Origin of the sequence: Selenomonas sp. oral taxon 126 (genome assembly GCF_001683335.1) — a bacterium.
GTDB lineage: Bacteria > Bacillota > Negativicutes > Selenomonadales > Selenomonadaceae > Centipeda.
The window spans coordinates 1432569-1448816 of record NZ_CP016201.1 but is presented as its reverse complement, the minus strand read 5'-3'; the positions used below and the strand labels follow the sequence as shown (position 1 = coordinate 1448816).

Genomic DNA, 16248 nt, shown 5'->3' with positions numbered 1-16248 from the left:
TTACCGGCAGCACCACATCCCCCTCCGAACGCGCCTTTGTATGCGACCGCTTCGTGCCGAACACCTGCGCCCCCGTCATGCGGTTCTTTGCCTGTGCTTCGACGTCCTTGTCATTGACGCGCGCCGACTTCTTTGGATTGTAGCGGATCGGATAATACCCGCCGCGCAGCTTCACCTCGGCGCCATCCGCCGTTTCGATCGTAAAGGCCGCAGCGGGCACCTTCCCCAGATGCGCCCCATTCAGCTCCTCCTCCGTACGCGCAGACTCCTCCCAGAACGTATCAATGAGATCCCAGACCTCCTGCACCACCTTCCAATCGCGCTCCGTCATATGCTCACGCAGCGTACGGGGCACATCCATCCGCTGCCCGATATCATCCATCACGCGCCTCCGGTTCGTCTCCGTCCCCCAGTTGAGAGCCAGACACAGCACATTCTCCTTCGACAGCATATCCCCGTGCGCATCGATATTGCGCTCCTTCCAGCCCATCCGCTCCTTGCGCGAATAGACCGAGAAAATCTCATCCAGCGCCTTTGTCTTCTCGCCGATGAGTTCCGACTCCCTCATCTGCGCGCGCTCATATGTGCCGTAGAGATAGCCATGCGCCTTCTCCCCGAGCAGACGGATCATAATCTCCGGCTTCAGGAGCGGCAGAGCGCCCTTCTGCGTCAGGCGGGCAATCACCTCACCGATACCCGGAACCTTTGCCAGCAGCTCACTGTAGCCAAGACCTCCCGTATCCTCCGACACAGGATGCTCCACAACACCCTCGGGGCGCAGCGCCGCAGGATCCGCCATCATCTCATCGCACACCTCCTCCACCGTCTTACCCGCGACCGACTTCATCCGATTGCGGTCGCGTCCGATCGTATAGAGAATCCGCAGTGCATCCACCACATCGGCGAAATCCCCGAGGCGCATCGCCGTGTAGCTGCGTTTTTCCTGCGTAATGAGTTCCAGAAGATCCGACGGATCCGCCGCATCCACATCATTATTCTCCCTGTACTCATCAAAGAGAGCCGAGAGCGACTTACCATCGACAGGCTTTTCCGCATCCGAGGACTTCAGCCCGAGGAGATAGGCAATATGATGCAGCCAGTACCGCTCATTCGGCGCAAGCCGCACCGTCCGCGCACCGAGCTTTTTCTGCACATCCTTCCTCAGTGCATCCACCTTCGACGCATTCTTTGCCGCCTCATAGGCACAGGCAGCGGCAAGCGCCTGCGCATCCTTTGCCGAAAGAGCCTCATCCCAGCGCCCCCGCGCCGCAGCCCGTGCCGCAGCGCGTGCATGAGAACGCTCCTTGCGGCGGAAGAACTCCGGATTGCACGACTCCGAGATCGGACTATCTGCGAGCAGACGGCGCGCCTCGGCACGCAGATAGCGCGCATTCTGAAAAGCCGCCTCCTCATATGCCCTGCGCCGCTCCTCCTGCGTGCGCCGTGACTCCTTCTCCGCGCGGGCACCTCTTTTCTCCTTGTCCGCGCGTGCCTTCTCCTCCTTGCCCGTTTGTGCCTCCTGTGCGCCCTCTGCCTCCTTGCCCGTGCCTTCCTCCTGTGCGGGCGCAGCATCCTCCTCCTTCGGCGCACCGCCCACATAGCGCGCCAGACGCTCCTTCGCGCGCAGCGCCTCACGCTCAATCGCCACGCGCCTATGATAGGCCTCAGGCGTCTGCATCGCACGCGCCACATTCTCATCCGAGAGCGCGGCGGCCATCAGCTCCTCATCCAGCCCCTTCGCGAACACCTCCATTGCATCCTGCAGCTCCTCCTCCGGAGACTTACGCTTAGCGCGCTCCTCCTTGTATGCCTCCACCGACGGGAAGAACAGCAGCGCCGCCCGTTCATCCCCCTGCGCGCGGATCGCCGCCTCCGCAAGATAGACCGGCTCATTCTCGAGTTGCACGCGCTTTCGCTCCCGTTCCTCCTCCACACGCTCCTTGAACTCCTTGCGCGCCTCCTTCCTCAGATCCTTCATCACACGGGCGCGCAGAATATCCTCCGCATCCCTTCGTGCCTCCTCCAGCCACTTCGCATACGTATCCGCCACATCGTCCCCGAGGAGATCATCCAGTGCCTCCTTGCCGCCCATCTTCTCCACAGGACGCCAGCGTTCATCCAGCTCTGCCGCCTTGATCTCCTCCTGTGAGGCGATCATGCGCGCCATCACCGCCTCCACCTCAGGAGAAGGTTTGCCGCCCACATCCTTCACGAACTGATAGATCCTGCGGAGCAGCTGCTTGAACCTGCGGAACACCCCGCGCAGTGCCTTCGACGGCGCCTTCCCCTCATAGAGATACAGCTCGAACCCGCGTGCAAAACGCTCATGCCGCCAGCGCTTCCTTGCCGCCCTCAGAGCGATCGCATCGCCCGATTTCAGCGCATCACGAATCGCCGCCTCATGTTCGCGGAATTCCTGGGCCCACGGCGTATTTTCGTACTCCTTCGCCGCCCCCTCGTGCCACTCGGCCCATTCATTCACCGTGGCAAGGTCTTTTGCCGATGCCTCATCGAACTGCGCCAGCTCATCCAGGTCATCCAGGAACAGATGCCCCATCTCATGCAGCATCGTCGAGGGATTCGCCCCCGCAAAGAGCGTAATGATCTTCTTGCCGTTCTCCTTTGAGAACTCCCCGTATATCGCCCCCTGCTGCTCCTGATTGTGACGGGAAGACAGGACAGAGGGAAGCGGCTCACCGTTCTCATCCACATCGCCTGCAAGCGTGATCTCGTTGACACCCTTCCACCACTGTGTTATACTGTGATTAACAGAAGGCGTCGGTTTCTCTCCCCCTGTTTTGGCTACAGGATTTGCAGAGAAACCGGCGTCTTTTTCTACTGCCTCCACCGTTGTCAAATCATGGTCATAGTAAAGCGCCTGATTTGCGTATTCACGCACCACAAAGCGCACATAATACGCTCTGCCCTCTACCGCCACCTTTGTGGCATAGTAGTGAAACGCCTTCGTATTATCTGCCTTGCTATTATTATCCTTTTCCACATCGCGCGAAAACAGATAACAGCCATTTTCGACAATCTCCCTCAGATGAGGAACAATCTGCAATACCAGAGCATCTGCAGAATGACGTCTGATTTCCTTAAAGCCGCGCATCCCAAATACAACACGCCGTCCGTCTCGCGTCATTATAGAAATTGGATGCCCGCCCTCTTGAAATTTTGACCGATAGATTTCCTGCGCTGCCTGCCGCAGCTCCTTACCCTCGAGTGCAAAAAGCTCCTCCGAAATCGGCAGCGCCTCACTCTCCTGCAAAGCGCGCTGCGTCGCCACCTGCTCCCAATCCCCGAACGCCGCCTTAAAGGACGGTGTGCGCACAGCGAGCCACTCCTCCTCAGAGAGATTCGTCGGCTTCCCGTTCGGCGCCATCATCCACTGCGGCGTCCCCTCATACCGCTTGCGGACAGCCGCCATCTCAGCGGACACAGCGTCCTGCGGCGAACCGTGCCATGCGCGCTGGTGGAAGATATTCATATCGTCGGCAGAGAATGTGCCGTTGTTGTCAACGGACTTGATCTGGTTCGGTTCGAATGTCACATAACTGATTCCGCGTGAAATAACGCCCCCGTGATTATCGGGAATTCCGCCTTCGTCAAGGAGCAGCCCGTCATAATCGTATCCGTTTTCCTCGAAAAACTCCTGCAGATCATCTCCGTCCGTCCAGTCGGGCAATCCTTTATCCGAAAGAGGCGCACCATATCCCCACTGTCGATAGAACTCTTTTTCAAAGATTTTACGCTCTTTGCTGTTCCTCGTATCAAAAGGCTTCTTGATATTGAGAAACACAGCATACGTCATCTTCTCGCCCGGATTCTCGTGCTTGTCAGGAACGAAATTGCTGCTCGTACTCTCATCTTGATAGCGGTCTGCATACCACTTCATTGACGTGAAATAGTTCTGCTGCCGTTTGAAGGTATCAAATCCGCCGAGTGGTGTTCCATGATACACAACAAGAGGCTCGCCGTTCTCGTCCACAACCTTGGAGCAATCCTTGACTTTTTCGAGATGGTCTGCAATAATTAACCTAGAAGCTTGAGGTGCGCCTCCTTTGGTGGGGGTCTTGAACGCACTCTCGAGCTTTTTCTGTATCTCGACTTCGTGCAGATAGAACCCCTGCCGATTCGGCTGCCTTTTTACAACGACCTCGCCGATATAGTCCTGTCCCGCAAACTTGATTGGTGCAATGATAACCGCCGTATCATATCCGCGCTGTTTCCAATTCGTCTGCCGATCATACACGACACCGTGCTTTATGATATAGGGAACAGCTGCATACGCCGCCGCCTTTTCGCGTCCCATCCCGTGCCCCATAGAATCCTTGACGCCTTCAAGGTCAAGTTTGACCTCACCAAGCTCAGGATTGGTTGCAACGCCATTGAAGTGTGCTTTATACCACTGCGGGACTTTATCCGTCAGCTTTACGCCGTCCGGCTGAAACTCCTTCCCCGTAAGACTCGTAACAGGGTCTCCATGAAGTGCAAATTCCAGAGCGTTTGAAACTTCCCAGTCCCCAAACCACGCCTTGAATGCAGGAGTCCTTACGGTGAGCCACTGATCCTCCGTGAGATTCGTCACTTTCCCGTTCGGGGCTTTCATCCACTGCGCCGTACCCTCGTACTGCTTGCGGACGGCCTCCTTCTGCGACTGCATTTCTCTCTGCGCAAAGCCGCCGCCCGTTTCCCCGCGCCCGCCATAGCGCAGCACAAACCCATCGAAATAATCCCTTGCCGTATAGTCCTTCTTACCCCCCTTCTCACGCATCACGCGCGCCACCGCATCCGCACGGGCGGCAAAGAGCAGCGCATTCAACCGCGCCGCCTGCGCCTGCACCCCGCCGATCTCCCTCAGCTTAGCCATCACCGCATGATAGACACCATAGGCCTCAGGCGTCAGCCCCTGCGTCGCCCGCACCTCCGCCGCATCCAGCTGCATCATACGGTCTTTAATGTTCGAGAGCGTCCCGATATGTGCATTCAGCTCATCCAGCTGCCCGCGTGCCGCCTCCATCGCATCCGCCGCCTCCTGCGAGGACGGCAGCCATCCCTCCACCTTGGGCGCCGAGACATCGCCGACAGTCAGCAGATAGGCAAGGTCACGCAGCTGCTCCTGATTTGGTGTTTTGCCATTTTCCTTGTAATACTCCTGATACCACGGCGCATTATTCGACACACGGATCCCGCGTCCATCAGGACCGTTTTGGAGAATATCCACCCCCTTCTTCATCCCGCGCGCGAGCGCATCCAGCGCAGGATGCAGCAGCGCATCGCGCTCCGCCGTAAACATATCATAGAGCAGCCGCCAGCCATGCGCGGGGCTATCGGGATCCTGCGTAATCGCCGCAATCGCCATCTCACGCTCCACATCGCGGCGCAGCTTCTCCTTCTCATCCGCGTGCACAGGCGCCTCGGGAAACCACGCATTCACAATCGCATGCACAGCCTGCGTCCGCGCCCTCACCGCATCCTTCTGCGCCTTCTCCATCGCATCCGTCAGCGCCCGTGCATTCATCTTCATCCGCGCAATCGAATCCGCCTCCGGCGAAAACGACACCGCCTCCAGCAGAGCAGGAGAAGCCGCCGACTGCGCATACTTTTCTACGGGAACATAGAGCAGCCCCTCCCGCGCAATCGTCTCAGACAGCTCCTCATCCGAAATCCCCGCCGCGCGGGCAACCGCTTCCAGATCCTCAGCCCCCTCAGGAGACTGCAGCGCCGCCACCGTATCCACATACGCCGCCTCAAAACCAGACCCCTGCACCTGCGCGCGGATGATCTCCTGCTGCACATCGGGCGCCGTCTGCTTCAGCTTTGCAGACGAGGACACCTGCTGCAGCCCCTCCAGCATCACCGTCCCCGTCAGCGTATGCTGCACCTGCACCTCCTCACGCGCCTGCTCCGAAGAAAGCCTGCGGGCATGCCGGAGCGCCGCCCCCGCAGAGCCGAGCGGCGCAGCCAGACCAAACCCCACCCCCACCGGAAACGCCTCCGCCGTCCGAACCAGCGCCCTGACCGCCATATCCCCCGGAGAGACCGCCTCATCCGCCGCCCGGCCATCTGCGGCGTCAACAATCTCATTGTGAATCAGATCATCGGCGAGCGACTGCGCCCCCTCCTCGAGCGACTCCGTCACAGCGATCTTCAGCACATCCTTCACCTGCTCCTTGGCAAAGAACGCCACCGACTCACGAGACGCCGCATCATACTTCGCGCGATCAATCACCGCGCGGATCGCATCCGCCCCATAGCCGCCCTCCCTGCCGAACAGATTCAGACCGCGCAGGGGCCTAGCGAACAGCCCCGCATTCCACATCTCAATCGCTGCATTCGCCGCACCGCCGACAGCCGCATAGAGGCGGCGCTCATCCTCAGAGAGGAGCGGATTGCCCTCCTTATCCTTCATCTCGCCATATTCGGCGTAGCGCGCCCCCGACTCAGGACGGCGCATCCCCTCGAACATCCCCGCCTGCATCCCGCGCGTCATCGCCGTACGCACCATCTGACGGCGCGCAGCAGAGCCCAGCACAGAGCGGGCAAACCCCGCCACAAAACCGCCGCCCGCCCCCAGCGCGCCGCCCGCGAGCGTCCCCCCGACCGGTTCTATCGCCGTCCCCGCCGCCGCCCCCGCAATCGCCGTAGCCTCCGCCGTCAGGAGACCCTCGCGCAGCCCCACGCGGAACGACTCCAGCATCTCAGGTCCCGAGGACGCCATCATCCCCGCAGCCTTCGCCAGCGGATCATCAAAGAACGACGGCAGCCGCTTCTTGTCCGAATCGGACAACTTTTCGAGATCCGCAGCCCGCTGACGGTCATTCTCATCCGCCGTCCCCGTCGCCATCTTGTACTGCAGATTATCATACTCGAGTTTTCTGTTGCCCACCTCGAGGAAATGCGTAAACGACTCCACAATCCCATGCGTCTGCCGCACCGACTCGATATCATGGAGCGCCAGCGCCGCATCCTTCGGACTCATCTCGGCCACAGCGCGGATCTCCGGGAACTCTTCGAACACCGCCTCCATCGAGAACGCATCCTGCATCAGCGCCTTCTTGCGCACCGTATAGTCATTGATGCGCAGCGCCTCCTTGTAGAGCGCCGCATCCTCCATGAACGCATCCGCAGGAATTCCCGTATTCTCCTCAATCTCCCGCGCCTTACGGAGCTTATCCTCCGGCGTCATAAAATAGCTCACGAACGTCTCCGTTGCGCGCAGATTCTGCGCAACCTCGCCGCCCTCATCCGCCGCCGCATCAATCCTCTTGGCAACATAGGAGCGCGCGGGAGCGAGCGTATGATCGGCAAAGACCTTCACCGGCGCCATCACAAAATCCACCGCCGCGCTCTCCAGATCATCCACCGCCTCCTGCACATCCGGGCGACTCATAAACACATGACGCGGTTCATCCGACGCCGCACGCGCCTCACGGAACGCATCATACGCATCGCGCGCGCGCGCCCCCGACGACACAAAACCCTCACCGACCTCGCCGAGCACCCCGCCCGCCGCATCAAGAGCCCCCGCAGCCGCATTCCACGCCTTTTCAGAAAAAGGTCTTGCTTCCTCCGCTGCGCGCGCCGCCTGCTCCTCTGCTTTTCGATTCAGATCGTCCACATAAGAAAAATACGCTTCTCTATCAAGTGCCATTGTCTTTTTCTCCTCGGAACTCATCCCGCAAATAGTAATTGTCGGTCTTCGTCACCAGAACTGCCGCAATGATGGGATCAGCGCCTTTCATCACAAGGTCTTTATATGTGCCTGCAACACCACGCCGCTCGATATTATCCGTGAGGTTTGACATGAAATCCTGATCGTTGTAGAGCGACCGCAGCTCCTGCAGCGCTTCCTCGTTCAGCAGCTCGTAGTCGTCGATGAGATTGCCCGCATCCCGCGCGGCAACAAACGCTTCCGGCTTGACATCCTCGCCATTGGACAGGCGGATCGAGAGCACCTGCAGCTTGTTGTAAGCCGCGCGCGCCTCTTTTTCGGTCAGGCCGCTACTTCTGCCTCTGCCGCCGCTCCCTAGGCCGCTACTTCCGCCGCTACTTCTGCCGCTGCCGCCGCCGCTCCCTTTTCCATTCGTTACGTGATAGTAGCCGGCAATGGTGCTTTCCAGCGCATTGCGTTCCTTCATATCCAGATCCTGCGCGTACAGCATCGCGATTGCATCCCCGTAGCTCCCCGCCTCCTGCGCCGCGCGCAAAACCCGATCCAGAAATCCCTTGCGCTCCTCCTGATACGAACGCTCGAGATCATTTCCGTGCGCCTCCACCAGACGCAGCAGCGCATCGCGCCGTTCGGGATCATAGGCAGACACAGGAGCCGTCTCCTTCGGGCGGATCACCAGCGCGGGCACCAGATCATCGCCGATCTCCACCGACTCCCCATGCGTCACCAGCCCATTCCCGCGCACAAGATTGCCGTTCTCATCCACATAGTCCGCAGCACTCGAAGAATTGCCGAATACGCCGCCTCTGCCGTCAGAGACCAGCACATGATACGCATTCTCCGCATCCGACATATCCGCCCCCGGCGGAGCATAGATAATCGCAGCACCGGCGGGAACCTCCATCCCCGGAGCATACTCCTCTACCACCACAGAGTCATCCGCGCGTGCATCGCGCAGCAGCGTCGGCACATAGACCACCCCCTTCTCCTGCTCACGGGCATAGAACGGACAAAGCCCCTGCGCCCCCTTTAGCGCCGCCTCCACACAGCCGTCGCGCTTATTCACCATCTCCTGCCCGAGAATCGGCGCAAAACCGCGCGCCACATCCTGCGGAGAAATCCCCGCCGCCGGACGCACCGCACCCTTTCCATACACCTCATCCACATACGCCCGCGCCTGCGCCTGATTAAAATGCTGCCCGTCCCAGACATCAGGCAGCGAAAGAATCCGCGACACATCCGCATCCATCTCCCTCACATCCCGCTTCTTCTTCCCCTCACGCGCGAGCTTATAGTAGACAGAGGCATCCATATCATTGCGCATCCAATACAGAATCTCATCCGCACGTTCATAGTCCTCATTCTCGATCGCCGCCCCTGCGGCCGCCGCCGCCACATCCGTCACCATCTTCTGACGCTCCGAGGCAAGCATTTCCCCCGACCAGCCCTCCCTTTGCGCCTGCGCCATCAGAAGCCGCTCACCGCTTTTCACATACATCGTCGGCGCACCGTTTACCTGCCACGTCAGCGCCGCCTGCTGCGCATTGCCCGAGAGATTTGCCGCAAGCGTCTCCTTCGCGAGCGCCTTCTGCTCCGCCATCTCCTTCGACGCCGCAATCCGCTGGAAATTCGCCATATTCTCATTCAGATTGCCCTTCAGCGCAAATTGCACACGCGCATTGTACTTTTTGCCCACATCCGCAAACGTCTCATTGATCGCCGCCGTCGTCCGCTGCATCAGCCCCTTCGCATTCTCACCCACCCCCGTCGTAAAGAGCCCGTTCTCGCCGTAAAGCTGCTCCGTCAGGCGCGTCATCATCTCATTGCGCGCCTGCATCACATCGGCGGCATCCAGATCATCCTGACGCTGCGCCGCCACCTTATTCACCTGCCCGAGCGCCGCCGCCATCTTCGCGTACCCCTCACCGCCCGTACCGTAGGCATACACATCCCCCGGGGCACGCACAGCGGGCGGACGCATCACCTGCGGATCCACAGCCGGCTGATAGCTTGTGAACCTCATCCCTTACCACCTCCTGCGCGGATCGTAATTCGAGAGCCCCTTCCCGAACGAAGCAAACGACGGATTGCGGGCAAAATAATCCGTCCCGAACGAATAACCCGACCTTGAATTGTAGAACGCCGACGTCCCATAGCCCATATCTCGTGGGGGCACACCAACCTGCATCGGAGACCTTGCGCTCCCCGCATTCTTCCACGGCTGCGCCGCCCCATACACCGACGCCGCCGTCCCGAGAATCGTCGCAAGCCCCCCGAGGCGCGCCGAACGGCGCACATTGGCCGCCGCCGCATTTGCCCGATTCGCCTCATTCACATAATTGCTCTCCGATACACGAGAGGCATAATTATCATTTCTCTGATTCATCAGCAGATTCATCGCATCCTGCCGGTACGCATCATCACCCGAGGAGAGAATATCCATCGCAGACCCCGCGAAATTCAGCCCCGCCGCACCCGTCTCCGCGCGCAGCGCCCCTGCGGCAAGACGGCGGCGCGCGCGCAGCGCCTCCTGCTGCTGTGCATAATTATCCGCAATCTGCTCCTGCCTGCGGTTTTCGATGCGCGCATTCTGCGCCGCCGCATCCGCCTGCGCACGGTACATCGACGCCTGTGCACTTGCCTGCGCCTGCTGCTGCCGATACTGAAACAGCCCGCCGAGCGCCGTCAGACCTGCCACCCATCCGCACATACTACCGCCTCCCCTCTCCCTCAATCGTAAATGGAACAAAGCGCTCACTGCCGACCATAATCTCACGGTGAAACACCGCCCCGCAGAACTTCAGCCAGCGGAGCGCATCCACATTGAACGCACCGACAGCGTTATAGAGCACACCGAACCTGTTCGCCCAGTCCGAGAGAATCCGCCTCGACTCCAGGGCAAACGCATAGCGATTCCTTGCCACGCGCTCCGTCCCGAGACACCAGATCAGGCGCCCCGGCGTCCCCGCCACAGCGCGGTGCCCCCAGATCGCCACCAGCCCCGTGCGGTCATAGGCGGCAAAACACTCCTCCGAGAGAAACACCGAATCATACACCTCACGCTCCACCGACCCCGACAGATGCACCGCAGCCGCCAGCTCCCGCAAATCCGGCGCACGCAGCTCACGCAGCAGCGTCATCACCAACTGCTCCTTGCGCTTCTGCTTCGTAATCTTCTTAATCTCATACCTACCCACCGAACGACACCTCCCTGATCAGCGCCGACAGAGAAAACGGATACGGCACATCATGATTGATATAGACACGCCCCTGTGTATCCCAACCGCCGGCAGACAGCGTTACAGATATATCCCCCGAATAGAGCACATCCTCGCCCAACTCCATCCGCTCATCATCATACACAATCGCATTCATCAAATCCGGGAGCGAACCCACCGCCCCGCCGAACGAACGCACCAGCCGCAGAATCGCCGTTGAGATCAGCTTCCTGCGCCCCTGCAGCGACCCCGCGGGCGTCATCCCCGCATCGAAATTCGGTTGCGTGAGGCGCATCACATACGGCAGCCCCACCATCACACAGCGCGCAGGCGCGGGCAGCACCGAATCCTCCGACAGCTTCATCCGCTCATGGAAATACCCGTCCGCGAGAACCACCACCTCCTCACCCGCCAGCACATCCGCCCCCGGAATGCGCCTCGATGGCACATCGCGGCACTCCACAAACGCCGCATCCGCCATCACATAATCCTGCTGGGAGGCAGACACCGGCATCGGGGCAAAGCGTTCGAGCAGCAGCACCGTAGCGCCGCCAAGCCTGCGTTCCACCACCACATACACCACATCGCGCTCCGCCTCATTCACCGCACAGACCGCCCGATACTTGCCATGCGTCACAAAATGACTCCAAGCAAACACCTTCTGCTCCTGCACATACGTCAGACACAGCAGCACCCCATCCTCACGGACAAAATACAGCAGAGAATCCGGCTCCTGCGCATAGGCGGCACTCACCACCCTATGCCCGCGCAGCAAATCCTTCGCCAGCAGCGTCAAATCCGCCCCCACATAGCCGTCACTCTCATACGAATAGCCCGTATCGCGGATCATCGCACCGCGCCGCTGCACATACACCACCCGATTGCCCACGCGCAGCGGCGGCACATCACTCGCCCCATAGCCCTCCTGATTCTTCGGCGTCACATTCGACGGCTTCACCGTCTCAGACCCTGAGATCGACCACGTATTCCCATCCGTAAACACCAGCAAATCATTGCCCACATCCATATGGGAAATCGAATACGCCTGACGAGACAGCAGATCCACCGACACCGCACTGTCATCCGTCACCGTACCCTGCTCCTTATCCACCGAAAAATCCGTATAATCCCCGCTCCTGCTCATCCAGAGCCGCTGCGGATAGCGGGCATTGCCGCCGAAACAGAGCCGATCCTGAAAGAACGCCGCACAGCGCGGATAACCGTTCACCGCACTCCACGCCCCCCGGAACCAATCCGCCGTCGCCTCCGTCCCCCCGAGCCGCCGCACCACATGGGCGGACGCATGCCGCGCATCCGTTACCCCCGTCAGGCGCACATAGCCCTCGTGCCGGTACGGGAACGACGAAAGACTCACATAGCACCTTCCCTTCGTGATTCCCGCACGAATCCGCAGCAGACTGTACGCATCCACATCGCCGCTCTCCGTCGGATTATAGTCATCCCGCCCCGAATACGTCCTGAGATCCACCCACGACGCCCCATCATCCGCCGAATGCTGCACCGTCACCTTGCCCGACCACGACCCATGCGTAATCACCTTCCACGTCTTGCCCACCGCCACCGGGCGGCTTTCCTCAGACCCCTCCGCCTCCATCGTCACCGTATCGCCATTCACATACTGCGAAAACTTCATCAGATCGCCCACATCCGCAGACGAAAACACATCGCGCGCCGCCGTCAGCGTCACATCCCCCACAGCAGCCGACGGAGAAATCGTCGCCTCCTCATCGGGATTCACATCACCGAACGGCGGATACGACCAGAGCACCTCCGAAAACCGCCAATCGGCCTCCGAGAACCGCGCCAGCTGCATCACAGGAAAAACACCCGAACAGATATAGAGCACATCCACCGACTGCACAAACCGCAGCCGATGCAAATCCGCCGCCGCGTACGGCGTCGAAAGCACAATCGGCACCCCGGCACGGCAGAGCAGCGCACCATCCTTCCAAATACGAACATAGCGCTCACCAATCTCCAAGAGATAGGCAAGCGCCACATCATACTCAAAGCGATAGAGCAGCACATCCCCGCCCGCGTGCACCTGCCCGCAGCAGAGCGACCCCGGGCGCTTATACACCGGCCCATACGGACGGATAATCGCATTCTCAGCCAGGAGAAGCGCCAGCTGATACTTATCCAGATCCACCCGCGAGGCAACCTCCTCCGACACCTCCCCCGCCGTAAACGCAGGTTGGATTGCATAGAACGGAACCTCTCCCGCCATCACAGCCACCTCCTAGGAAAACCGCGCATCCTGATACTTACGCGGATAACGCATATCAGACTCCTCCTCGAGCGCCGCCAAACAGCGCGCCTGCTCCACCGCCGCAGAGCAAAGCCGCAGCTGCTGCTCTGCCAAAGAAGCACTGCCCGTCACCCCCATCGCAATCGAAGCGGCGAGCAAATGCGACAGCGCCTCCACAAAAAGCGCAGAGAAAAAATCCGTATCGCGCACATCCGCCACAAACTGCGCATAGGCAAGCGGCACATCCGTCGCCACCGCGCGCATCGCAGCGCCGAACAGCACCGCCTCGAACTCCTGCCGATCCGCCGCCTTCTCACGGGCATGCGGGGCATCGAACACATAGCGCACCCAGAGACAGCCGGCGGGAAACGCATACACATAGCGCCAGCCCGGCACAGACGCCTCCAAAAGAGCCAGCTTCTCCGTCCGTTTGGCGAACCCCCACGGGAACATCATCAGCAGACGGCGGCGGTCATGATCATAGTGCACCCGGCACTTCTTCGCCTCCTCCGATGCATCGTCCAGACTGTTGATCCTGCCCTTGCCGATATACGACAGCGCCAGATTACAAATCTCCGTCACATTCATCGCGCACACCTCACCCCGCCGCCATCCTGCCTCTAGCGATCTACATCATCATCCAGCACAAGCCCCGCCGTCACCGACCCCTTGGAGAACGTACTCGTCCCCCTGATACGCAGATAGCCCAGATTCCCGCGCGGGAGATGCACCGAGAGAGGCACCTGCTCATACGCAGCGAGCGATTTCGGCGACGCAAAATCCGCCGTCGCCGCCGTCTCCAACACCGACTTGAACGTCCCCGTACCCGCATCCTTCACGCGCAGCACCAGAACCAAAGGATCCCCCGCATCCCCGGGACCCACCTGCAGTACATCCGACACCAGCTCCCCCGCAGAGAGCGGCTTCTTATCGTAAAACAGATTCTCTCCGTCCAAAATCGCCATCGTACTTCCTCCTTCCGTCACACCATCGGCACCGCCGACTCCTCATCGGAGATCGCGTCACACATCTTGATCTCAATCCCGCCGAAATACAGGCGCGGCACATCCGCTGCCAGCTCCTGACGCGTCACATGCACATTCGTCTTATCCAGCAGATAAATCTCAAACCAGTTGTAGAGCGACTCCGACACATACATCACCACGCGCTTATCGCGGGACTTGAGTGCCCGGATACGGTTCTTCGCCACAACGAACTTCTCAATCAGCGCCAGCTTATCCGCCGCCGACATCTTCCCCGTGATCTTCGCCACATCGACATTACGCACCAGCGCATTCGCGCGGATATCCCCGACCGAGAGCCCCGCCTTCCACGTAAAGAGAGTCGTCAGCGCCTGATACTCATTGCCGTCCTTATCCTGCACCGTCTGCTCCCCAAGATCGCGCTGCTTCAGACCCGCCTTCGAATTCTTCGGATAAATCCCGCTCGTCGCATGCGTCCCCCAGCCGACAAGGAACGCCGACGTATTCTTCGCCCCCGCATTCGCCGTCATCCCCGCGATCACCTGATAGCCAGGCGTATTCTTCACACCGCCCGCCACATCATAGCGCATCGACAGCCCGTTGAACGTATCCAGATCATCGTCTGCGTTGCCGTAAAAAATATTCGCCGCAATCGCATCCGAGAACCCGCCGACGAATGCGGCGTCCTCGCTGCGGCGGAACTGCTCCCCGTTCGGCGCCAGCGCAATCTCCTCGATATCCACACAGGAACGATCCTCGAGAATAATACACGTATCCTGCACCTGCTTCGTCGTCGACTTGTGCCGGGGCACACCGCGATTGATGCGGCGCACCGAGGGCTTCGGCATCGACGTGCGCACCGTCGTGCGGTTCCCCGTCGGCAGATTGCCCATCTTCCACGTAACATCATCCATGATGGGATTCGCATTCAAAAGCGCCTCGATAATAAAATCCACACTCCCATCCGGCGCCAGACGCTTCCTGAGATCCGAAAGCGTCAGCGCCTGCGTACCAAGCGTTGCCATAGCCTACTACCTCCTTAGTTATACCTGCTGAAATCCGTATTCGGATAAATCGACTTCTCTGCGGGAGCAGCGCCGCCGCGCACACCGCCATCCTCCCCGATCAGCTCACCCACAGCCGCCATCAAACGGATCATCTCGACGCGATTGCCCGCCCCCGTCTCATTCAGCATCGCCGAGAGCCCCGGCACCTTCGTAGAGAGCGCATCGCGCGCCGCAGCCGCCCGCGCGACCGTCGCCTCGAACTGCCCGCCGAGCTCCGTGCGCGCAGCATCCGCCCAAGCCGACTGCGTCTCATAGACCGCCTGCATCGCCGCATCCACACCCTCCTGCATATACTGCAGCCCATACGCGGCAACAGCGCCCGCCTGCTCCTGCGACAGCCCCGCCTTTCGCGCCACCTCACCGAACGCAGCCGCCGCCTTCTCATCATAGTCCATCCCATCGGGCACAACCGCCTTGAAATCATAGACATCCGGCACACCGGCGGGAGAGCCGTCGCCCTCCGCAGCAGCACCATCCTTACCCGTGCCGCCCAGAATCGTACCGCCGCCCGGCTTTGTGCCATCCGCACCCGCAGCGGCATCCGCACCGCCTGCTGCACCCGCAGCCGGGGCAGGTGCGCCTTGACCGTCCCCGCCTCCTGCACCCTGCTCAGGGGCAGCAGCACCGCCATCCGCGCCTTCGGCAAAGTTCTGCAAATCAAAAAACACACTCATATGCCTTCCTCCTTCGATTCCACCGCCGCAATCAGCTCCTGCAGCTCATGCAGAAACGCATAATACTCGCGCTCCGCCTCCTGCCGTGCCGACAGAGCCGCCGGATCATCCGTCACCAGCTTTTGGATATGCAGCCCCACACGCCGCTCCCCCTCGCGGATCAGCAGCACATTCACATCATCCGCAGGCAGCGCACCGCCGAGGAGATGACAGCGCTCAAACAGCCGCATCAGGAACCAGCGTCCCTCCGGCGCATCCAGCAGATAGAGAAGCGCCGCCCGATCCTTCACCGCAATCTTGCCATCTGCAATCCGCCGCATCTGATCAGCGGGAGCCCCCTCGTATACCATCGCAACCTC

The 16248-nt window shown here is 60.4% G+C and carries 10 protein-coding genes; all 10 read right to left on the bottom strand.

Annotated elements, in window-relative coordinates:
• A partial coding sequence (locus AXF19_RS06485) for an ADP-ribosyltransferase-containing protein (protein WP_442983843.1) occupies window positions 1–7657 on the bottom strand: 7657 nt, incomplete at its 3' end.
• On the bottom strand, window positions 7647–9701 hold the full coding sequence (locus AXF19_RS06480; protein WP_066846642.1) for a hypothetical protein: 2055 nt from the start codon (window positions 9699–9701) through the stop codon (window positions 7647–7649). The genes AXF19_RS06485 and AXF19_RS06480, both read right to left, overlap by 11 nt.
• Window positions 9702–9704: 3 nt before the next feature.
• Window positions 9705–10388, bottom strand: coding sequence for a virion core protein, T7 gp14 family (locus tag AXF19_RS06475; protein ID WP_066846639.1), 684 nt, complete (start codon window positions 10386–10388; stop codon window positions 9705–9707).
• 1 nt (window position 10389) lies between these two features.
• Window positions 10390–10875, bottom strand: a complete 486-nt coding sequence (locus tag AXF19_RS06470) for a hypothetical protein (RefSeq protein ID WP_066846636.1) — start codon at window positions 10873–10875, stop codon at window positions 10390–10392.
• The gene (locus AXF19_RS06465; RefSeq protein ID WP_066846633.1) at window positions 10868–13144 is read right to left on the bottom strand and encodes a hypothetical protein; all 2277 of its coding nucleotides are present in this window, start codon (window positions 13142–13144) and stop codon (window positions 10868–10870) included. Before AXF19_RS06465 ends, AXF19_RS06470 begins: the two co-directional genes overlap by 8 nt.
• Window positions 13145–13156: 12 nt before the next feature.
• Window positions 13157–13753, bottom strand: a complete 597-nt coding sequence (locus tag AXF19_RS06460) for a hypothetical protein (RefSeq protein WP_066846630.1) — start codon at window positions 13751–13753, stop codon at window positions 13157–13159.
• A 32-nt stretch (window positions 13754–13785) separates the two neighbouring features.
• Window positions 13786–14130, bottom strand: a complete 345-nt coding sequence (locus tag AXF19_RS06455) for a hypothetical protein (RefSeq protein WP_066846627.1) — start codon at window positions 14128–14130, stop codon at window positions 13786–13788.
• A gap of 17 nt (window positions 14131–14147) precedes the next feature.
• Window positions 14148–15173: a major capsid protein gene (locus AXF19_RS06450; RefSeq protein ID WP_066846624.1), complete on the bottom strand. Its 1026-nt coding sequence runs from the start codon at window positions 15171–15173 to the stop codon at window positions 14148–14150.
• A gap of 14 nt (window positions 15174–15187) precedes the next feature.
• Window positions 15188–15889 (bottom strand): hypothetical protein, encoded by a 702-nt coding sequence (locus AXF19_RS06445; RefSeq protein ID WP_066846621.1) that lies wholly within the window; start codon window positions 15887–15889, stop codon window positions 15188–15190.
• Window positions 15886–16239: a Bbp19 family protein gene (locus tag AXF19_RS06440; protein WP_066846618.1), complete on the bottom strand. Its 354-nt coding sequence runs from the start codon at window positions 16237–16239 to the stop codon at window positions 15886–15888. The genes AXF19_RS06445 and AXF19_RS06440 overlap by 4 nt, the downstream gene beginning before the upstream one ends.
• Window positions 16240–16248: the final 9 nt, after the last annotated feature.

What these genes read in the sequence shown, in the direction of transcription:
- AXF19_RS06480 (WP_066846642.1), bottom strand. Translation starts at nt 9,701, where the DNA reads ATGAGGTTCACAAGCTATCAGCCGGCTGTGGATCCGCAGGTGATGCGT.
- AXF19_RS06475 (WP_066846639.1), bottom strand. Translation starts at nt 10,388, where the DNA reads ATGTGCGGATGGGTGGCAGGTCTGACGGCGCTCGGCGGGCTGTTTCAG.
- AXF19_RS06465 (WP_066846633.1), bottom strand. Translation starts at nt 13,144, where the DNA reads ATGGCGGGAGAGGTTCCGTTCTATGCAATCCAACCTGCGTTTACGGCG.
- AXF19_RS06460 (WP_066846630.1), bottom strand. Translation starts at nt 13,753, where the DNA reads ATGAATGTGACGGAGATTTGTAATCTGGCGCTGTCGTATATCGGCAAG.
- AXF19_RS06455 (WP_066846627.1), bottom strand. Translation starts at nt 14,130, where the DNA reads ATGGCGATTTTGGACGGAGAGAATCTGTTTTACGATAAGAAGCCGCTC.
- AXF19_RS06450 (WP_066846624.1), bottom strand. Translation starts at nt 15,173, where the DNA reads ATGGCAACGCTTGGTACGCAGGCGCTGACGCTTTCGGATCTCAGGAAG.
- AXF19_RS06445 (WP_066846621.1), bottom strand. Translation starts at nt 15,889, where the DNA reads ATGAGTGTGTTTTTTGATTTGCAGAACTTTGCCGAAGGCGCGGATGGC.
- AXF19_RS06440 (WP_066846618.1), bottom strand. Translation starts at nt 16,239, where the DNA reads ATGGTATACGAGGGGGCTCCCGCTGATCAGATGCGGCGGATTGCAGAT.